The sequence below is a fragment of the Pseudomonas putida genome, from assembly GCF_005080685.1.
In the GTDB taxonomy this organism is placed as follows: domain Bacteria; phylum Pseudomonadota; class Gammaproteobacteria; order Pseudomonadales; family Pseudomonadaceae; genus Aquipseudomonas; species Aquipseudomonas putida_V.
Genome location: NZ_CP039371.1, coordinates 4188381 through 4204738, shown reverse-complemented (window position 1 = coordinate 4204738; position 16358 = coordinate 4188381). Strand labels below are relative to the sequence as shown.

The window sequence follows — 16358 nt, the reverse complement described above, 5'->3', positions numbered from 1 at the left end:
TTTGGCTCGCGGCCCGCCCAGCGCCATGCAATTTGAACTTTTTGGCAATGATGAGTTAGACGAGGTGCGCATTCCAAACCAGCAGCACCCTGGCCTGGATGTACGTCTCCTCGCGACGGATCAACCGGTCCTTGTGCATTGGATTGTCCGAAATCATCTCGAAATTATCCTCATCCGCGATCTGTAGGCGCTTGATGTACTCATGACCACCCCAGGAGAAGTAGTAGATCCCGTCGCCAGCGAACTCGCGGATGCTGACATCAACGATCAGCGGGTCGCGGTTTTTGATGGTTGGCGCCATTGACTGACCCCAGCCCGTTACCAGCTTCAGGTGGTAGTGCTCTTTGAACTCGACGCCCAGTTCACGCAGGTGTCTGGGGCTAACGCGCACGTCCTGCAACATCTCGGGGAAGTCATGGGTTTGCTCCCCGACGCCCATGGCGCCGCGCACGTCATAGTGGGCAATCCACACCTCGTCTCCCACCAATCCTGGCCGGTTGAAGTCGGCCTTCACGACTCCGCTGTCGGCTGGAGCGGCAGCCGGAGCTGGCTCCTCGGCTGCAGCCAGTAGCCTCTGACGAGTTTCCTCAGGAATACCTCTCCCGCTTTTCGCAAGCATCTGCTTTACGAGGTCAGCAGCCGACAGTTTGCTATCCACGGGCTCAGTCAGTGGCTGCACTTCGTCTACCGAGGGGATCGAGTCGAACCAACCTCGAGGCAAATTCTCAACTTCCTCGATCCGGCGCGCCACGTCGTCGCCCAGGTTCTTCGCCGTCTTGTCGGAGAGGATCTGGCTCAAGTGCGCAGGAGCCATCCCCCAGCGTTCCGCGCAGGATCCTTTTCTTTGGTTGCCGATCAGCTTGATCAGGTTGTGCTTGCGAATTTCGTAGATATCCATGGCGCGAAGAATGCCAGTGTTTAGCCCAGTGCTAAATGTGCGCAAAGCTAAATTCCCCTTGCCCGAACATTAGCCATGAGCTAAATTTCGACCTATGTGTAAGGAGAAACCACATGAATGATCACCTCCGTGATTGGTTGGCTACCGCCACCAATGATCGTCGGCGGGATGTAGCGGCCGCAGCTAAGACCACTGTCGGCCATCTTTGGCAGCTCGCAGGTGGTCATCGAAAAGCCTCTGCCGAAATGGCGGAGCGCCTGCAAGACGCTTCCGGTGGCGAGATCACCATCGCCGGGCTTCGCCCAGACCTCATTCCATTTGCCCGTAAAGCCCTCCAGGTAGCTCGTCCGGCGATCACGGGCATCGATGAAGCGAATTCTGCTTGATCTGGAAGGGCTTCGGTAGATGACCGAAACACCTGCGAATCCATCCAGTACCGGAATCGCAGACGAAAAAAAACCGCCTGGCAGGGCGGCTTTCTCTACAACACACATCGAGGTTGATTATGCACCGCGTGACCGATGCAGGCAATACCACGCATTCCACGTCAGTTTTTGGCATTTCGCCAAATCTGACGCGTCAGGCTGTCAGTCATGGAGGGCGTTCGTAATGGCACGTATCCGCACCATCAAGCCTGAGTTCTGGACCAGCGAACAGGTCATGGAGTGCTCGGCGATGGCTCGACTCCTGTTCATCGGGATCTGGAACTTCTGCGACGACGCAGGCAACCACCCGATGTCCCCCAAGACCATCAAGGCTCTCGTTTTCCCTGGCGACGACATCACTGCGTTAGCGGTCGAGGGCCTGCTCGCTGAGCTGGTATCGAACCGACTGATCACCATCTACGAGGCGGCATCGAAGCAGTACCTGCACGTCAACGGATGGCACCACCAGAAGATCGATAGGCCTACTGTAAAACACCCTGAATTCGTTGAGCCTTCGCCGAGCGATCGCCGAGAAGACAGCGAAGGCTCGTCTAGCGGTGATCGAGGCCTCACCCCCGGAAGGGAAGGGAAGGGAAGTAATACACACTCTCCGCGTGAGCCGTTCGCAATGTTCCTCGACTGGATCCCTGACCAGGTTCAGCTTGAGGCTTACGCCAAGCGTTCCGGGGTAGCTATCGAGGAGTTCTCGGAAAAGGCCATCTCGGGTTTTGTCGTCCATCACGACGCGAAGGGGCTGGCCAAAACCGAGAGCCAGTGGATCGCCGACCTGGTCGGCTGGAGAAAGCGCGACCTTGCGAATGCCGCGAAGGTCGTTCCTCTGCGGTCAGGATCTGGTGGCCACCAGCTCGACGACAGTGATACGTCGTGGATCGAGCAAGGAAGCGCCCAATGAACCCAGTCGCAGTTGTAACTCATGGCCTTTGGGCCAAGGTTCAGTCCGGCCAGCACGTCTCTGCTGGATACGAGCTGCCCGATGACGTGAAGGCAGAGCTCAACCGGAAGACAGCGAAGGTGATCAACGATCTGTTCCGTGATCTGCGATCGATCTGCACCGCCTGGAAGCAGGCTTGGCCAGACCAGGCCACATACGATGCGTCCAAGCAGCAATGGCTGACCGCTTTCCTTGAGGCCGGCATCTGCAATCCCGAGCAGTTGCAGTTTGGGCTGATGCGCTGCCGCCAGTCTGGTGCGGCGTTCATTCCTCCGCCCGGTGAGTTCATCCAGTGGTGCCAGCCGTCGCCCGAAATGCTCGGCCTCCCAGCATTGGCGGCCGCTTTCCGAGAAGCGACTCGCAATGCCCACCCTGCTATGGCTGGCCGGGGCAAGTGGAGTCATGACGCGGTCTGGCACGCGGCGAAGGAGTGCGGCTTCGAGAACCTCAACAAGCTTCCATCCGATGCCAGCTCGAAGTTGTTCGAGCGCAACTACACCATCGCAGTTCGGCGGCTAATGGCGGGTGAGCCGCTGCAGAAGATGCCTCTGGCACTTCCGGAGGAGGTTGCGGCGCGCCGCACTCCGCAAGTCGGAAATTCTGCCTTGGCAGCCATGCGCGCTCGCTTGGCAGGGCGCTGATCAATCAACCTGCAAGGAGGCGTCCCATGCGCCAAACAAAACTGACCAAAGCCGCACGCGGCCGGGAATGCCAGGTACGTATTCCGGGAGTGTGCAACGGCAACCCCGAGACCACCGTGCTCGCGCACTACCGCCTGGCCGGCACCTGTGGCGTCGGCAAGAAGCCGCACGACATGCAGGGCGCTTGGTGCTGCAGCGCCTGTCATGACGCCTGCGACGGGCGCAGTAAGGCCGTCGATCGCGACACCGCTCGCCAGTACCACGCGGAGGGCGTCATGCGCACCCAGGCGCTGCTGATCAACGAGGGGGTGCTGGTCGCATGAATGCCCACGCCCTTCGCCCGTTCAAGGCCAAGCCGGCCCGCGCCAAGCCCGTCGACAGGGAAGGGCAGGAGCAGGCCGCGCTCATGAAAGAGCTGCAGCTGCGCTACCCGCAGGCGTACAAGTTGATCTACCACGTCCCGAATGGCGGCCATCGAGTCAAGGCTGTGGCCGGAAAGCTCAAGGCACAGGGCGTCAAGGCCGGCGTGCCCGACCTGGTGCTTCCGATGGCTCGCGGCGGATACTTCGGCCTGTACATCGAGTTCAAAGCCATGCCGCCATTCGATGCGCCGGTGTCGCCGAGCCAGGACGCCTACCTGCAGGCGCTGGCCGGCCAGGGTTACCTGGCGATCGTGTGCCGGGGCAACATCGATGCCGTCGAGGCCATTCGCGCCTACCTGCTCCAGCCTGTGACGGTGGCCGCATGACGGTCGTGGTCGCGCTTTCCGATGCCGAGCTTCGCCGCCGGGCGGATGATCGAAACGTAGTGCTGCTGCGCGATCCGCGTCACCCTGGGCTGTACCTGCGCTTCACCGAGAATCGCCCGCGGGGTACGTGGTACCTTGTCGTGAGCAAGCAGTGGAACAAGATCGGCACCTACCCGGACCAGTCGGCCAAAGTGGTGCTGGCTTCGCTGCCGGAGGTTCGCCAGCGCCTGCTGAGCGAGGGCAAGGCCGCCGTGTCGGGCTGGCAGACGGTCGGCGAGTTGCTGGAGTGGTTTGCCGACCGTGTGGAGCGCACCCGCAACCTGTCGAAGAGCCGGCGGGCCACGGCCAAGTCGGCCATTGCCTGCCACCTGCTGCCGCGCATCGGCGGCCTGGCCCTGGCCGATGTGAGCCACAGCACCTTGGACAACCAGCTGGTCTGGCCGATGCAGGAGCAGCTTTCGCTCGAGTACGTGCGCCTGGTGTTCGGTCTGTTGATCGACGCCTTCCGCAAGGCTCACGCCCTGGGCCTGGTCACCCGTAACCCGATGGCCGGGATCAAGTTCAGCGACTTCACCAAGGCCAAGATCAAGGCCCGACCGGCGCGCCTGCGCGGAGTACAGCTTGAGGACCTGCTGAGCCAGCTGGCCGAGGTGATCACCGACGAGCCTGCCGACGCCATGCTGGCCCTGCTGATGCTGTGCCACGGCAACCGCTTGGGCGAGACCCGCCAGGCCCAGTGGACACACATCGCCCTGGCCATCCGCAACTGGCACCTGCCGGCCGAGAACACCAAGACCCGGGCCGAGCACTCGCTGCCACTGACCGAGCAGGTGTGCGCGCTGCTGACCTGGTACCGCGAGACCCAGCGCGCCAAGGGCTACACCGGCCAGTACCTGTTCCCGGGCAAGAGCGGCAAGTGCCTGAGCGAGAAGCAGGCTTCCGAGGTGTTCACACGCCTGGGCCAGGGCGAGTGGACCAGTCACGACCTGCGCAAGCTGGCCAGGACCTGCTGGGCGGAGCAGGGCATCGACTTCCTGATCGGCGAGCTGCTGATCAACCACGCCATGGGCCACAACGTCCAGGCCTACATCCAAACCACTGCCGAGGAGCGCAAGCGCGCTGCCCTGGAGCAGTGGCACGCGTTTCTAGACAGCAAAGGCTTCGACCGTATTCACGGGTTGAAGGAGGGTAGAAACGCAATTTCGGGTAATTCCCTGGAGGCCAAGCAGCACGCGGCCTGCGGTGTGATTCAGGAATCAACCATAAGCGAGGATTCGAAATGAGCGATCAGTACATGTTCAAGCCGAGCATCAGCCTCTGGCAGCACTACGTGACGATCCTGGGGATTGGCGGGATGAGCCTCGCGGTTTCGCTCGGTTCCGGGTGGATGGCCGCGGCCGTCGTGGTGACGTTCTTCGGTTGCGCGGCTGTCGAGGTTTACGTTGATGCGCGCGGTGCAGGTCGCGGATGAGCAAGAGACACGGTCCGGCCTTCAAGAGGGCTGTGGTCGAGTTGGCTCAGTGCCCTTTGTGCCGTGGGAGAGCGGTCACCAAGGGCTTGTTTCACGAACTGCCATGCGGCCACTGCAACGCCTCGGGCTGGGTAGTAGCTGCAACAGGCGAGGCCTTGGCCCTGGATGAACTGGTGACCCAGCTCAGCATGAGGCTGCAGGCCGCGACACAGCAGATCGAGCAGTTGAAGAAACCTCAGGTCAGCGGGCCAGAGGCGACATATCAGGGAAGCAACCGGCGCGGCGCCGGCGGCACCAACTACACCGGGGATTGAGGGGGAAGGACATGAGCCATTTGGATAGAACTGCTGAAGAACTGCTGGTGCACTGGGGTCGCTGGGTTGTGCTGGGGTCGGGAGTGTCGTGCTGCGCTTCGCGGGAAAACACCATTCTTGACCCGATCATCACGGACGATGAGGCGCTGGTGATAGATCGCCTGGTTGGCCGATTGCGCAACCGCTATCCCGAGTGCGGGCAAGTGCTCATCAAGTACTACACGGCTTTCGACACATCGCTAATGCAAGTGGGAAAGAAGCTTGGCTTCGGCGAAGAGAAGACCCGCCAGCTTTGGAAGGCGGGTGTTGCCTGGATCGACGGCGCGATTGATGTTCGACGTGAGGCCGCTTGACATCCCCGGTCCTCACCCGTATCTTTCGTGTTACTTTGCGGTAGGTGCGCGAGAGCAAACTCGCCATCACCAGCAACCACCATAGAGCCTCGGCATTTGCCGGGGCTTTTTCGTTTCTGGAGAAATGGATGGACCCGACCGACTTCGGCCCAGGCACAGCCACCTGGCTGACCGGCTCGGGCACTGTGCTGCTGGGCGGCTTCCTCTGGCTACGTAAGTGGCTCTCCAGGGATGCGGCAGACAGAGCAATGGACACCGCGGATATCGGCGTCGTCCGCCGGCTGAATGAGCTGTTGGATATCGAACGGGAGGCCCGCAAAGAAGCTGAGGCTCGGGCCGATCAGTTCGCCAAGGAGCGGAATGAACTCGCCGCTGCTGTTGGCCGGATGGAAGGGAAGATCGAAGCCCTGACAGGCCAGGTGTCGCAGCTCACTGAGAAGGTGACGAGCCAGAGCGCAGAGATCTCCAGGCTTCGTTCACAGCTTGGAGGTGCAAACTGATGGACAGATGTGCATTGGAGTTCATCGCTCGACGCTGGTGGCGACGAGCCGAGGTGTGGTTCATCGCTGTGCTGCTCATTGCAGGCGGTGCGGTGTTGGGCTGGCAGTCTGCCTACTGGGCGATGGCCAGCACCCAGGCCCAGCAGGTGAACGAGATCCGCAAGGCATACGACGCCGCAATGGCCGAGCGTGACAAGCGTCTGGACGACCTGACCAGCAAGGCCGAGAGCGCCGCTACCAAAGCGTCGAAGGCAGCAACCACCGCGACCCAGGCAGCCGACAAGGCTGATGAGGCGCTGAACCGAGCGACGCAGGAGGTTCCATGAAGCGCGATGATCAGTCCCGTCTGAGGTATCTGCTGTCCTCCCGCCCTTTGATCGTCAAGCGTGAAGGTATGCATGTCTGCCTTCACGACGCTTTCAGTGGAGAGGTGCTGGCAGGCCAGACCAAGGTCCAGCTCATCCAAGAGCCAGGCGAGGTGACGCGCTTGGTTGTCGAGTTCAGCTGTGATGGCGAATACGTTCGCTTGGACGGCGAGTGATGGCCAGGCTCAAGACGCTCGGCTCCCGCATCAAGGAGAGCGCAGGCTCAAGGGTCAAGGTGGTGACACCTGGCAGTTGGCGAAGCGGCATGACCAGCTCCCAGCGTGGCTACGACTACCGCTGGCAGAAGGCACGCGAGCAGTACCTGCGAGACAACCCGCTGTGCGTGTACTGCGCTCGTCAAGGCCGAACCACCGCAGCCAACATCGTTGACCACATCGTCGCTCACCGAGGCGACAAGGATCTCTTCTGGGATCAGGACAACTGGCAGTCGCTGTGCAAGTCCTGCCACGACTCGGTCAAGCAGGCAGAGGAGGCTGCCGGCCTGGCTGGCTGAGGTCGCCAGGCGGCGCGGATCGTCAAAAGGCGCTTCGAAGCACGGCAGTGGCGTGCCTCGGGGGTAGGGGGCGGTCAAATAATAGCGATTCTCACGTATCTAGACCGCCACCGACCCCACGTAGACATTTTTCTCCCCCCTCAAGGTTTTTGTTAATGGTGTTAACAGACAAACAGCGACAGTTTGTTGACGCTAAGGCCAAGGGCGCGTCCAACAAAACAGCAGCGGAAGCCGCAGGCTGTAAGGCTTCGACCGCTGCAGCGTCGGGCTCTCGGTGGATGAAAGATCCCAAGATTGCCGCTGCAGTTCTGGCTCGCAAAGCAGAGCTGAGTGTTAACCCTGAGCCCAAGAGTCGAGCACGCAAAGCGAAGGGCGACGAAACCGCCGGAGAACCCGCCGAGGTCAACGAAGCTGACGGCGAGTTCCTCAGCTGCTTGCCCTCGACCCAGGACCCGCTGGAGTGGTTGCTGGCCTTGATGAACGAACCGAGGGCGAAGGTCTTCGACCGGCGCAACGCTGCGCAGACGGCCGTGCCCTACATCCACGGCAAGAAAGCCGAAGCCGGCAAAAAGGAACAGAAGGCGGAGGCCGCAAAGGTGGCCGGCAAGGGCAAGTACTCCCAAAGCAAGCCGCCCCTCACTGTCGTCAAGGGGTGACACATGCTTTGGACTACAGCCTGCCCTGACTGGTGGCGGCGACTGGCTGCCGGCGAATCGATCATCCCTGAACCGCTGTTCCCTCAAGAGGCTGAGGAAAGCCTCGAAGTATTCAAGGGGCTTCGCATTGTCGACGCTCCCGGCAGCCCAACCATCGAGAGCGCGTGTGCCCCTTGGGTGCTCGCTTTCGCAGGGGCGGTGTTCGGCAGCTACAACACCGAGACCGGCGAGCGCCTGATCCGGGAGTTCATGCTGTGCATCCCGAAGAAAAACAGCAAGTCGACCATCGCTGCCGCGATCATGCTGACGGCCCTGGTCCGCAATTGGCGGATGTCGGCCGAGTTCATCATCCTCGCCCCGACCAAAGAGATTGCCGACAACGCCTTCGTGCCGGCCAAGGACATGGTCAACAACGATGAGGAACTGAAGGACCTGCTGCACGTCCAGCCGCACCTCAGGCTGATCACCCACCGCGAGACGGGTGCAACCTTGAAGGTGGTGGCCGCCGACAGCGACGTTGTGGGTGGCAAGAAAGCGGTAGGCGTGCTGATCGATGAGGCCTGGCTGTTCGGCAAGAACCCCAAGGCTGCGGACATGATTCGTGAGGCCACTGGCGGCCTGCTGTCGCGGCCTGAGGGCTTCATCATTTGGCTGACCACGCAATCGAACGAGCCGCCGGCGGGTGTGTTCCGTTCCAAGCTGAGCTATGCCCGCGGTGTGCGCGACGGTCGCATCGACGACAACCGCTTCCTCCCGATCATCTACGAATTCTCCAAGGAGATGATCGATAGCGGCGCGGCCAGGCGGCCCGAGAACTTCCACCTGGTCAACCCGAACATGGGTTACTCGGTGGACCGTCCGACCCTGGTGCGGCTGCACATGCAGGCCGAGATCGACGGCGAGGCGGAGATGCGAGGCTTCCTGGCCAAGCACCTCAATATCGAGATTGGCCTCGCGCTGATGTCCGACAGCTGGGTCGGCGCTGCCTTCTGGGAACCCCAGGCGAGAGAGGGTATGACCCTCGACGACTTGCTCGAGCAGTGCGAGGTCATCGTCGCGGGCGTCGACGGCGGCGGTCTGGATGACCTGCTTGGTCTGGCGGTTATCGGTCGGGTGCGTGAGTCCCGCACCTGGTTGCATTGGGCTCACGCCTGGGCCCATCCATCGGTACTTGAACGGCGAAAGTCAGAAGCGCCACGCCTGTTGGACATGAAGGCAACCGGTGACGTGACCATCGTGGACAAGATCGGCGACGACGTGGATCAGTTAGCCGCCATCGTTTCGCGGATCAACCAGGCGGGATTGCTCGACAAGGTCGGACTTGACCCCGCCGGCATCGGCGCCGTGCTGGATGCGCTGGCTGATGTCGAGATTGATGAAGAGCAGGTGGTCGGCATCTCGCAGGGTTGGAAGCTCACCGGCGCGATCAAGACGACCGAGCGGCGGCTCGCCGAGGGCTCGTTCATCCACTGTGGGCAACCGCTCATGGCCTGGTCGTGCGGCAACGCCAAAGGTGTGCCCTCGGCCAACGCCTTCCTGATCACCAAGCAAGCATCGGGCACCGCAAAAATTGACCCGCTCATGGCGACCTTTAACGCCGTGTCGCTGATGGCCCTCAATCCCGAGGCCCGCGGCGGTCTCGACGACTACCTCAACCACGGCTTCTTCGGATTAGTAGGCTGACCATGGCATTCAAATGGTACAACCCCGCGACCTGGGGATTCTTCGGCTTCACCGATCCGACCACGGGCGACTATGTCGAGGTTGACTTAGAGGTGGGTGGCAAGCGCACTAAGTCTGGTGTTCGGGTATCCCCCAAAACTGCACTGTCGATCAGTATGGTCTGGTCCTGCGTCAAGATCCTTTCCGAGTCACTGAGCGGCCTGCCGCTCAAGCTGTACGAGGACAAGGATGGAGGCCGAGCGTTGGTCACCGGCAACGACCGGATGCTCAAGCTGCTGCGCAAGCCGAACCCCTACATGACCATGCTGAACTTCCTGAAGTTCGTGGTCGTGAACATGGCGTTACGGGGCAACGCATTTGCGTTGATCGAGCGGAACATCCACGGCGACCCGATAGGCCTGGTGCCCCTGGATTGGCGGACGGTCAAGATCGACACCGACGATGACCTGCTTTATGTGGTCACGCCAAGTGAGGGCGATCCCTTCCCGGTGTCGCCTGAGAACATGCTCCACTTCAAGTTGTTCAGCTTGGACGGCGTCGTGGGGCTGTCGCCAATCGAGCACCAGGCCGAAACCATGGGCCTGGCGAAGGCTGGCCAACAATGGTCGGCGCGGTTCATGCGCAAGGGCGGCTTCACGGGCGGTTACGTCATATACGAGCAGTTCCTCACCAAGGCCCAGCAGGCCCAGGTGATGGAGAAGTTCCCGGATGTGCGTAAGGCCGACGCGGACGACATCGGCAAGATGGCCATCTTGCAGGGTAACCCGAAGATCGTCCCGGCAGGTATCAGTCAGAAGGATGCGCAGTTCATCGAGTCTCAGCAGTTCCAAGAGGAGGCGCTGGCGGGCATTTATGGCGTGCCGCTCTGGCTAGCCAACCGCGCCGGCAAGACCTCGATCATGGGCTCCAACCTCGAGCAGCAGCTCACCGGCTACATCACCTTCGGTCTCAAGCCCTTCATCGACGCGGTGGAGGACGAATTCAACGACAAGCTCTACCGAACGGCCTCGCGCTTCTGCGAGTTCGCCGTCGAGGGTCTGCTGCGTGCGGATAGTGCCGGTCGTGCCACCTACTACGGAAGTGCACTGGGCGGCTCTGGGGGCTCCGGCTGGATGACCATCAATGAAGTCCGCGTGAAAGAGAACCTGCCTCCCCTGGAAGGCGAAGAATACAACCGGGTCACCCGGTGGGAGATGGAGAAAAATGGCGAGCCTTGAATGCCCATTCGAACTCAAGTCCGTTGACGAAGCCGGAAATTTCGAGGGCTACGCCGCGGTATTCAATAACGTGGACCTTGGCGACGACGTGATCGTGCCAGGGGCATTCACCAGGGTGAAGGCAACCCGCGGCGGCAAGCTCAAGCTTGCCCTGTACCACGACCTGACCCGCCTGGTCGGCGCTGCCGATTACAGCCAAGACGACCATGGCCTGCTGGTGAAAGGCCAGGTCAACCTCAATGTGAGCTACGCCCGCGATGCCTACGAGCTGATGAAGGCCGAAGTCCTCGACAGCATGTCGATCGGCTTCAACACCATCAAGGCCGATTTCGAGGATCGCGCTGGCCGGCGCGTGCGCGTTATCAAGGAGGCCGAACTCTGGGAGGCCTCCTTCGTACCGTTCGGCATGAACCCTGAGGCTCATGTCCTCAGCGTCAAGTCGGACATCAGGCTTTTCGAGAAGGCCCTGCGCGAACGCATGGGTCTCTCGCAGAAGGAAGCGGCGGCAGTCGCTTCGCTCGGCTACACCGCGCTACGCCGTGACGGCGGGAGCGAGGCCACGGCGATCGTGGATGAGCTGAAAGAAATTCCCAACTTGTTCACCCAATATTTCGGAGTGTCGCCATGAGCGAAGTGAAAGAACTGAAGGATTCCATCGAGCTGCAACTGAAGAGCGGCTTTGAAGGGCTGCAGAAGAAGTACGATGCGGCGATGGCCGAGGTCGAAAAGGGCAACAAGGTCAGCACTGACCTGAAGAAGCTGATCGACGACCAGAAGGGCGAGTTGCAGAAGGTCATCGACCAGGTCGTGGATCTGGAGCAGAAGGGCGTCAAGCTGCGTGGCCAGCCGGGCGAGGGCAAGAGCTTCATCGACATGATCAAGAGTGATGACAGCTACAAGGCCCTGTCTTCGAATTCGGCTAACCGCGCCGAGATCGAGGTCACCAAGTCTGATCTGGCCGCCATGAAGGAAGTGAAGGTCACCAGCGCCGGTGTTGTCGCTCCGGTGTATGACACCACCATCCAGCCAGGCATTCGCCAAGAGCTGAGAATCCGCGACCTGCTCACCGCTATCCCGGTCACTGGCCAGAACTACACCTACTTCCGTGAGCTGCTGCATACTCGCGGCGCCGGTATGGTCGCAGAGGGTGGCACCAAGCCAACCAGCGACGTGACCTTCGAATCGGCAACCGATCGCGTCAAAAAGATCGCGGTCTGGATGCCCGTGACCGAAGAAGCGTTGGCCGACGTTCCCCAAATGCAGGGGTACATCCAGGAACTGCTGCGCTACGACTTGAAGCTCGAAGAAGAAAACCAGATCCTCAAAGGCGATGGTACTGGCGAAAACCTGAACGGTCTTATGACCCAGGCCACCATCTACGACGCCAACTTGACCAAGGCTGGCGATACCTCGATCGACATCGTGCGCCGTGGCATCTATCAGGTTCGCAAGCAATCGAAGCTGTCCGCCGATGGCGTCGTGATGAGCGAGCTTGATTGGATGAACATCGAGCTGCAAAAGGATGGGGAAAACCGCTACCTGTTCGCCAACCTGCAGGGCCTGGTCACTCCGATCCTCTGGGGTCGCCCGGTAATTACCTCGGACAGCATGGACGAGGGTGATGCAGACTCTGGCGGCGAGTTCCTGATCGCCAACTTCGCCCGCGCTGCAATCCTCTTCGACCGCATGAGCTATCTGTTCAAGATGGGTCTGATCAACGACATGTTCATCAAGAACATGATCGCGCTGCTGGCTGAAGAGCGTCTGGGCCTCGGCGTGCGCCGCAAAGAAGCCCTTGTCAAGGGCAACTTCCCGCTCGCCGTCTAACCCATCCTTCAAGGCCGGCGTATCGCCGGCCTCTTTGTTTCAGGAGGCAGTATGCACATCAAGGCTCTGTGGGGTTTCGTCGGCAACGCCGAACTTCTGGGCGCCGACTCGGCCAAGGTCAAGCGTGGCCAGGAGTTCGAGAAGGCCGACGACGAGTATGCCCACACGCTGCTGGGCAAGGGCTTGGCGGTCGAGGTGGATGCCAATGGCAAGTCCCGATTGGCGAAGCCGAAGGAGACCAAGCCTACGGCGCCCAAGGACGACAAGGCCGCTGCCGAGAAAGCTGCAGCAGCAAAGGCAGCTGCTGAAAAGGAAGCCGCTGATAAGGCTGCCGCCGAGAAAGCCGCAGCCGAGGCCAAGTAAATGCTCGACCTGGCCACCGTGAAGATGCACTTGCGGGTCGACGGCGACGAGGAAGACGCCTTGATCGGTGGCTACGTCGCAGCGGCCAAGTCCCATGTCGAGCAGCACTGCGACCGCAAGCTGGTAGAGACCGACCCGATTGAGCCCGAGGAGATGGGGTTGACCGGCGATGTCGAGCAGGCCGTCCTGCTGCTGGTCGGCCACTGGTACGCCAACCGTGAGGCTGTGGCGGTCGGCACCATCGCTACAGCAATGCCGCTCGCTGTCGAGCGGCTGCTCTGGTACAGGAAGCGCTTCTGATGAGAGCCGGACCAATGCGCCATCGAGGCTTACTCAGCAAGCCCGAGCGCGCTCAAAACGAAACCGGTGGCTTCGACGAGGTCTGGGTTGAGGTCGGCAAGGTCTGGGCAGAAATCACAATGCCTACCGGTCGCGTATCGGCGGTTGCCGAGCAATTGGAAGCTGTTGTGAGTGCGGAGATCCGCATCAGGCCGAGGCCAGACGTTCAGTCCGGTTGGCGCTTCACTGAAATCAGCACCGGTACGGCTTACAAGATCGAGGCTCCGTTGCTCAACAACGAACGGGACATGCTGCGGCTGCTGTGCTCCAGCGTCCCCAACCCATGAGGTGAACCATGAAAATTCAAGCATTGGGCCCACTTACCGGCGCCTCCGGCGAGCGCGTGAAGGGCGAGATCTTCGAGGTGAAGAAGGAATACGCGGAGGGGCTGATCGCCCGCGGCTACGCGGTGGAGGTCAAGGAAGCGGCCCCGGCTGCGGAAAAATCTGCGAAGGCCGCCCAAGCCAAGGAGTGATCTATGGCGCGGCGCTCCAGCATTCGCGGTGATATCCGGCTGCGCCGGACGCTGCGCAACATCCACAAGACGATGGACAACGAGCTGCAGCCGGCGATGGTGCAGGCGGCGAACCGCATCCTAGAGACCCAGCGGCAGCTGATACCCAAGGACACCGGGGCGGCGGCGGCGGCTTTGAAAGTGTACGTCTCACCGAGCGGCCTGGACGCCCAGATCGGCATACGCGGTAAGCGCGACAACAGAAGGTTCTTCTACCTGCGCTTCATCGAGTACGGAACCAAGGGCTACGTCGGCGGCAAGCGCGCCGGGGATCGCAACCGCAGGGCCACGAACAAGAGCGACGGCACGCACTTCTTCGGCAAGTACCCCGATATCCCGGCCAGGCCAGCCCACCCCTGGCTGCGCCCATCGATGCAGGTCAACCGGGAATATGTGATGGCTGATATCGAGGCGGCAGTTCGGCGCACGCTGCGCAAGGCAAGCCAGGGGGTGGGAAATGCCTGATCCTTCGGTAGCACTGCAGAATGCAATTTTCGCCAGGCTGAAAGCCGAGGTCAGCTGCCCAGTCTATGACGGTGCCGGCCTGAACACGCCGAAGCCCTACGTTTCTATCGACCGCGAGATCTCGGTGAACACCAGCCCCATAGCGGGCCGGAAGCGGGAACAACGCCTGTTCTACCTGTCCGTCTGGTCCGACGCCGCCGGCCAGGCCGAGGTCAAGCGCATCAACGGCGAGGTCATCGCCGCTCTGGATGAGCGCCGGTTGCCGCTGGAAGTTGGCCGCGCCGTCTCCGTTCGGGTCGAGCAGTCCGACGCCCAGCGCGACGCCGACGGCATCACTTACCAGGGCTCGATCACGGTTCGCGTGATCACCACCCACTGAATCACCCACCGGCCGCGCTGCGGCTTTTATCCAATGTGCCTTTGGAGGAACCCCCATGGCCGAAGACAATTTGAACACAGCTGCCGGCTGCCGCTTCTCCATTGGCGGCAAGACCGGCGCCGACACCCAGACCGAGTACGAGGCCGATACCTACGTGGAGGTAGGTGAAATCGAGGACCTGGGCGAGTTCGGCGACACCTTCAGCAGCGTCACCTTCACCTCGCTCAAGGATGGCCGGGTGCGCAAGTACAAGGGCACCGCCGATGCTGGTGACCTGACCGTCACTGTTGGCCTCGACAACGGCGATGCAGGCCAGAACGCGGTCAAGACCGCCCACAAGGACCGCAGCAAGGGCGACTACAACATCAAGATCACCCTCAACGACGGCGATCCAGATGCCTCGCCGGTGGTGAATCCAACCACGTTCTACTTCCGTGGCAAGGTGATGAACAACACTGTGGCGCCTGGAGCCGCTGACAACGTGGTCCGCCGAAATGTCACGATCGGCATCAACTCCGACATCCTCGAGTTGCTGCCGGCACCGGTCACCCCATAACCGAACCGGGGCTCCGGCCCCGGCCTCACTGGACTGAGCTATGAACAACACTCTGCACGGCACCATGACCGTGAAGTTGGGCGATGAAGAATTTACCCTGCGGCCCACTCTCAAGGCGGTTAGGGCGATCGAGAGCCGCTTCGGCGGTCTGCGCGGCGCATCTGGAGCCCTGCATGCAGTCGGCGTGGATGCGGTGGCCTTCATCATTGCCGCCGGCGCCGGCCTGGAAGGGAAGGCTGCCGAAGCGTTGCCCGAGAAGGTCTGGCAGGAAGGTGTGGCCGGGCTGACGCCGCTAGTCACCAAGTACCTTGGCGCTCTCTACAATCCGCGAGGCGTAGACCCGGGAAACGACCAGGCCGGGACGGCGTAAGCGCTGTCGAGGACGGCAGCTACGTCGACCGGCTTTATGGGATTGCCACCGGCTGGTTGGGTTGGGCGCCTGATGTGGCCTGGTCTACGCCGCTTCCTGAACTGTTCATGGCCATGGATGCCAGGATTGAATGGGCTCAGATGACCAACCCGTTCGGCAGCGGGAAGAAGCAGGGAGCGAAGGAGAAGCCAACTGCATCGAATGTCGCTGACAAACTGAGGATGGCATTGACTGGGAGAAAGGCATGAGCAGCCTGTAGAATCTCATGCTTTTGACAATAGGGACGTTGAACATGACTTTTCTGATGATCCTATTTACGGTCGCTGTCCTGTTTGCGGTTTACGTGATCTGCTCTGTAATGGCAACGACTTCGAAGACTGCTGAGGGCAAGATCCGGTTTACGCTGGCCATTGCGGCGGTGGTGCTCATTGGCGGCTGGTTGTGGTTTTACTCATGGAAGACCAGTCCGCAGCGTGAGATCGAAGCGCAAATAAAGGATTGCGGAAACACGACGCTGGCTTTCGTTATGTCGCAGAACTTTGTGAAGCAGAGGCTTAAGTCTCCGGCGACTGCGAAGTTTCCATACGTGAACGATCGCGGTGTTGATGTCGTGCCTGATGGTAAGTGCGGATTCCTCGTATCGGCATATGTTGATTCTCAGAATGGGTTCGGCGCTGTGGTCCGAAGCCATTACCAGGCATCACTTTCTTATGACAGAGCAACAGAGCTTTGGAGGGTTGGTGACTTAACCGTCCAATAGAAGTTATCCCTTACACAACCCGCTACGGCGGGTTTTCTTTTTTCTGGA

General features: G+C 61.0%; 28 protein-coding genes. 27 read left to right on the top strand and 1 reads right to left on the bottom strand.

Annotation, left to right across the window (positions count from 1 at the left end; genetic code table 11):
• Positions 1 to 55: 55 nt before the first annotated feature.
• Positions 56 to 898 (bottom strand): S24 family peptidase, encoded by an 843-nt coding sequence (locus E6B08_RS19310; protein WP_136915518.1) that lies wholly within the window; start codon positions 896 to 898, stop codon positions 56 to 58.
• Positions 899 to 1011: 113 nt separating this feature from the next.
• Between E6B08_RS19310 and E6B08_RS19305 the strand changes: the two genes are divergently transcribed.
• The 27 genes from E6B08_RS19305 (at position 1012) to E6B08_RS19175 (ending at position 16310) form a co-directional block, all read left to right on the top strand.
• The gene (locus tag E6B08_RS19305; protein WP_136915517.1) at positions 1012 to 1284 is read left to right on the top strand and encodes a helix-turn-helix domain-containing protein; all 273 of its coding nucleotides are present in this window, start codon (positions 1012 to 1014) and stop codon (positions 1282 to 1284) included.
• Between the two features lie 223 nt (positions 1285 to 1507).
• Positions 1508 to 2236 (top strand): DnaT-like ssDNA-binding domain-containing protein, encoded by a 729-nt coding sequence (locus E6B08_RS19300; RefSeq protein WP_136915516.1) that lies wholly within the window; start codon positions 1508 to 1510, stop codon positions 2234 to 2236.
• Complete coding sequence (locus tag E6B08_RS19295; RefSeq protein WP_136915515.1) at positions 2233 to 2916, top strand: replication protein P; 684 nt, start codon at positions 2233 to 2235, stop codon at positions 2914 to 2916. The genes E6B08_RS19300 and E6B08_RS19295 overlap by 4 nt, the downstream gene beginning before the upstream one ends.
• A gap of 26 nt (positions 2917 to 2942) precedes the next feature.
• Positions 2943 to 3239 (top strand): DUF1364 domain-containing protein, encoded by a 297-nt coding sequence (locus tag E6B08_RS19290; protein ID WP_136915514.1) that lies wholly within the window; start codon positions 2943 to 2945, stop codon positions 3237 to 3239.
• Positions 3236 to 3664, top strand: a complete 429-nt coding sequence (locus E6B08_RS19285; RefSeq protein ID WP_136915513.1) for a VRR-NUC domain-containing protein — start codon at positions 3236 to 3238, stop codon at positions 3662 to 3664. Before E6B08_RS19290 ends, E6B08_RS19285 begins: the two co-directional genes overlap by 4 nt.
• Positions 3661 to 4947, top strand: coding sequence for a tyrosine-type recombinase/integrase (locus E6B08_RS19280; protein ID WP_136915512.1), 1287 nt, complete (start codon positions 3661 to 3663; stop codon positions 4945 to 4947). The genes E6B08_RS19285 and E6B08_RS19280 overlap by 4 nt, the downstream gene beginning before the upstream one ends.
• Positions 4944 to 5135: a hypothetical protein gene (locus E6B08_RS19275; protein ID WP_136915511.1), complete on the top strand. Its 192-nt coding sequence runs from the start codon at positions 4944 to 4946 to the stop codon at positions 5133 to 5135. Before E6B08_RS19280 ends, E6B08_RS19275 begins: the two co-directional genes overlap by 4 nt.
• The gene (locus tag E6B08_RS19270) at positions 5132 to 5449 is read left to right on the top strand and encodes a hypothetical protein (RefSeq protein ID WP_136915510.1); all 318 of its coding nucleotides are present in this window, start codon (positions 5132 to 5134) and stop codon (positions 5447 to 5449) included. Before E6B08_RS19275 ends, E6B08_RS19270 begins: the two co-directional genes overlap by 4 nt.
• 11 nt (positions 5450 to 5460) lie before the next feature.
• Entirely contained in the window at positions 5461 to 5802 is a 342-nt protein-coding gene (locus E6B08_RS19265; protein ID WP_136915509.1) for an antiterminator Q family protein, read from the top strand.
• A 128-nt stretch (positions 5803 to 5930) separates the two neighbouring features.
• Entirely contained in the window at positions 5931 to 6302 is a 372-nt protein-coding gene (locus tag E6B08_RS19260) for a chemotaxis protein (protein ID WP_136915508.1), read from the top strand.
• The gene (locus tag E6B08_RS19255) at positions 6302 to 6628 is read left to right on the top strand and encodes a hypothetical protein (RefSeq protein WP_136915507.1); all 327 of its coding nucleotides are present in this window, start codon (positions 6302 to 6304) and stop codon (positions 6626 to 6628) included. The genes E6B08_RS19260 and E6B08_RS19255 overlap by 1 nt, the downstream gene beginning before the upstream one ends.
• Positions 6625 to 6843, top strand: a complete 219-nt coding sequence (locus E6B08_RS19250) for a hypothetical protein (protein WP_136915506.1) — start codon at positions 6625 to 6627, stop codon at positions 6841 to 6843. Before E6B08_RS19255 ends, E6B08_RS19250 begins: the two co-directional genes overlap by 4 nt.
• Complete coding sequence (locus tag E6B08_RS19245; protein WP_136915505.1) at positions 6843 to 7181, top strand: HNH endonuclease; 339 nt, start codon at positions 6843 to 6845, stop codon at positions 7179 to 7181. Before E6B08_RS19250 ends, E6B08_RS19245 begins: the two co-directional genes overlap by 1 nt.
• 155 nt (positions 7182 to 7336) lie before the next feature.
• Positions 7337 to 7837 (top strand): terminase small subunit, encoded by a 501-nt coding sequence (locus E6B08_RS19240; RefSeq protein ID WP_136915504.1) that lies wholly within the window; start codon positions 7337 to 7339, stop codon positions 7835 to 7837.
• Positions 7838 to 7840: 3 nt separating this feature from the next.
• On the top strand, positions 7841 to 9520 hold the full coding sequence (locus E6B08_RS19235) for a terminase large subunit (RefSeq protein WP_136915503.1): 1680 nt from the start codon (positions 7841 to 7843) through the stop codon (positions 9518 to 9520).
• 2 nt (positions 9521 to 9522) lie between these two features.
• Complete coding sequence (locus tag E6B08_RS19230) at positions 9523 to 10737, top strand: phage portal protein (RefSeq protein ID WP_136915502.1); 1215 nt, start codon at positions 9523 to 9525, stop codon at positions 10735 to 10737.
• Positions 10724 to 11365 (top strand): HK97 family phage prohead protease, encoded by a 642-nt coding sequence (locus E6B08_RS19225; protein ID WP_136915501.1) that lies wholly within the window; start codon positions 10724 to 10726, stop codon positions 11363 to 11365. Before E6B08_RS19230 ends, E6B08_RS19225 begins: the two co-directional genes overlap by 14 nt.
• Entirely contained in the window at positions 11362 to 12564 is a 1203-nt protein-coding gene (locus E6B08_RS19220; protein WP_136915500.1) for a phage major capsid protein, read from the top strand. The genes E6B08_RS19225 and E6B08_RS19220 overlap by 4 nt, the downstream gene beginning before the upstream one ends.
• A gap of 51 nt (positions 12565 to 12615) precedes the next feature.
• Positions 12616 to 12927, top strand: a complete 312-nt coding sequence (locus tag E6B08_RS19215) for a hypothetical protein (RefSeq protein WP_136915499.1) — start codon at positions 12616 to 12618, stop codon at positions 12925 to 12927.
• On the top strand, positions 12928 to 13227 hold the full coding sequence (locus E6B08_RS19210) for a head-tail connector protein (protein ID WP_136915498.1): 300 nt from the start codon (positions 12928 to 12930) through the stop codon (positions 13225 to 13227).
• On the top strand, positions 13227 to 13553 hold the full coding sequence (locus E6B08_RS19205) for a phage head closure protein (protein ID WP_136915497.1): 327 nt from the start codon (positions 13227 to 13229) through the stop codon (positions 13551 to 13553). Before E6B08_RS19210 ends, E6B08_RS19205 begins: the two co-directional genes overlap by 1 nt.
• 8 nt (positions 13554 to 13561) lie before the next feature.
• Positions 13562 to 13741 carry a hypothetical protein gene (locus E6B08_RS19200; protein ID WP_136915496.1) on the top strand — a complete coding sequence of 60 codons (180 nt, stop codon included), beginning with the start codon at positions 13562 to 13564 and terminating at the stop codon, positions 13739 to 13741.
• A gap of 3 nt (positions 13742 to 13744) precedes the next feature.
• Positions 13745 to 14245 carry an HK97-gp10 family putative phage morphogenesis protein gene (locus tag E6B08_RS19195; protein WP_136915495.1) on the top strand — a complete coding sequence of 167 codons (501 nt, stop codon included), beginning with the start codon at positions 13745 to 13747 and terminating at the stop codon, positions 14243 to 14245.
• Positions 14238 to 14624 (top strand): DUF3168 domain-containing protein, encoded by a 387-nt coding sequence (locus E6B08_RS19190; protein WP_136915494.1) that lies wholly within the window; start codon positions 14238 to 14240, stop codon positions 14622 to 14624. The genes E6B08_RS19195 and E6B08_RS19190 overlap by 8 nt, the downstream gene beginning before the upstream one ends.
• Before the next feature lie 55 nt (positions 14625 to 14679).
• Complete coding sequence (locus tag E6B08_RS19185; RefSeq protein ID WP_136915493.1) at positions 14680 to 15180, top strand: hypothetical protein; 501 nt, start codon at positions 14680 to 14682, stop codon at positions 15178 to 15180.
• A gap of 40 nt (positions 15181 to 15220) precedes the next feature.
• Positions 15221 to 15550 (top strand): hypothetical protein, encoded by a 330-nt coding sequence (locus E6B08_RS19180; RefSeq protein ID WP_016715881.1) that lies wholly within the window; start codon positions 15221 to 15223, stop codon positions 15548 to 15550.
• Between the two features lie 292 nt (positions 15551 to 15842).
• Positions 15843 to 16310: a hypothetical protein gene (locus tag E6B08_RS19175; protein ID WP_136915492.1), complete on the top strand. Its 468-nt coding sequence runs from the start codon at positions 15843 to 15845 to the stop codon at positions 16308 to 16310.
• Positions 16311 to 16358 lie beyond the last annotated feature (48 nt).

Coding starts and splice junctions, on each gene's coding strand:
- E6B08_RS19310 (WP_136915518.1), bottom strand. CDS start 898: ATGGATATCTACGAAATTCGCAAGCACAACCTGATCAAGCTGATCGGC.
- E6B08_RS19305 (WP_136915517.1), top strand. CDS start 1,012: ATGAATGATCACCTCCGTGATTGGTTGGCTACCGCCACCAATGATCGT.
- E6B08_RS19300 (WP_136915516.1), top strand. CDS start 1,508: ATGGCACGTATCCGCACCATCAAGCCTGAGTTCTGGACCAGCGAACAG.
- E6B08_RS19295 (WP_136915515.1), top strand. CDS start 2,233: ATGAACCCAGTCGCAGTTGTAACTCATGGCCTTTGGGCCAAGGTTCAG.
- E6B08_RS19290 (WP_136915514.1), top strand. CDS start 2,943: ATGCGCCAAACAAAACTGACCAAAGCCGCACGCGGCCGGGAATGCCAG.
- E6B08_RS19285 (WP_136915513.1), top strand. CDS start 3,236: ATGAATGCCCACGCCCTTCGCCCGTTCAAGGCCAAGCCGGCCCGCGCC.
- E6B08_RS19280 (WP_136915512.1), top strand. CDS start 3,661: ATGACGGTCGTGGTCGCGCTTTCCGATGCCGAGCTTCGCCGCCGGGCG.
- E6B08_RS19275 (WP_136915511.1), top strand. CDS start 4,944: ATGAGCGATCAGTACATGTTCAAGCCGAGCATCAGCCTCTGGCAGCAC.
- E6B08_RS19270 (WP_136915510.1), top strand. CDS start 5,132: ATGAGCAAGAGACACGGTCCGGCCTTCAAGAGGGCTGTGGTCGAGTTG.
- E6B08_RS19265 (WP_136915509.1), top strand. CDS start 5,461: ATGAGCCATTTGGATAGAACTGCTGAAGAACTGCTGGTGCACTGGGGT.
- E6B08_RS19260 (WP_136915508.1), top strand. CDS start 5,931: ATGGACCCGACCGACTTCGGCCCAGGCACAGCCACCTGGCTGACCGGC.
- E6B08_RS19255 (WP_136915507.1), top strand. CDS start 6,302: ATGGACAGATGTGCATTGGAGTTCATCGCTCGACGCTGGTGGCGACGA.
- E6B08_RS19250 (WP_136915506.1), top strand. CDS start 6,625: ATGAAGCGCGATGATCAGTCCCGTCTGAGGTATCTGCTGTCCTCCCGC.
- E6B08_RS19245 (WP_136915505.1), top strand. CDS start 6,843: ATGGCCAGGCTCAAGACGCTCGGCTCCCGCATCAAGGAGAGCGCAGGC.
- E6B08_RS19240 (WP_136915504.1), top strand. CDS start 7,337: ATGGTGTTAACAGACAAACAGCGACAGTTTGTTGACGCTAAGGCCAAG.
- E6B08_RS19235 (WP_136915503.1), top strand. CDS start 7,841: ATGCTTTGGACTACAGCCTGCCCTGACTGGTGGCGGCGACTGGCTGCC.
- E6B08_RS19230 (WP_136915502.1), top strand. CDS start 9,523: ATGGCATTCAAATGGTACAACCCCGCGACCTGGGGATTCTTCGGCTTC.
- E6B08_RS19225 (WP_136915501.1), top strand. CDS start 10,724: ATGGCGAGCCTTGAATGCCCATTCGAACTCAAGTCCGTTGACGAAGCC.
- E6B08_RS19220 (WP_136915500.1), top strand. CDS start 11,362: ATGAGCGAAGTGAAAGAACTGAAGGATTCCATCGAGCTGCAACTGAAG.
- E6B08_RS19215 (WP_136915499.1), top strand. CDS start 12,616: ATGCACATCAAGGCTCTGTGGGGTTTCGTCGGCAACGCCGAACTTCTG.
- E6B08_RS19210 (WP_136915498.1), top strand. CDS start 12,928: ATGCTCGACCTGGCCACCGTGAAGATGCACTTGCGGGTCGACGGCGAC.
- E6B08_RS19205 (WP_136915497.1), top strand. CDS start 13,227: ATGAGAGCCGGACCAATGCGCCATCGAGGCTTACTCAGCAAGCCCGAG.
- E6B08_RS19200 (WP_136915496.1), top strand. CDS start 13,562: ATGAAAATTCAAGCATTGGGCCCACTTACCGGCGCCTCCGGCGAGCGC.
- E6B08_RS19195 (WP_136915495.1), top strand. CDS start 13,745: ATGGCGCGGCGCTCCAGCATTCGCGGTGATATCCGGCTGCGCCGGACG.
- E6B08_RS19190 (WP_136915494.1), top strand. CDS start 14,238: ATGCCTGATCCTTCGGTAGCACTGCAGAATGCAATTTTCGCCAGGCTG.
- E6B08_RS19185 (WP_136915493.1), top strand. CDS start 14,680: ATGGCCGAAGACAATTTGAACACAGCTGCCGGCTGCCGCTTCTCCATT.
- E6B08_RS19180 (WP_016715881.1), top strand. CDS start 15,221: ATGAACAACACTCTGCACGGCACCATGACCGTGAAGTTGGGCGATGAA.
- E6B08_RS19175 (WP_136915492.1), top strand. CDS start 15,843: ATGACTTTTCTGATGATCCTATTTACGGTCGCTGTCCTGTTTGCGGTT.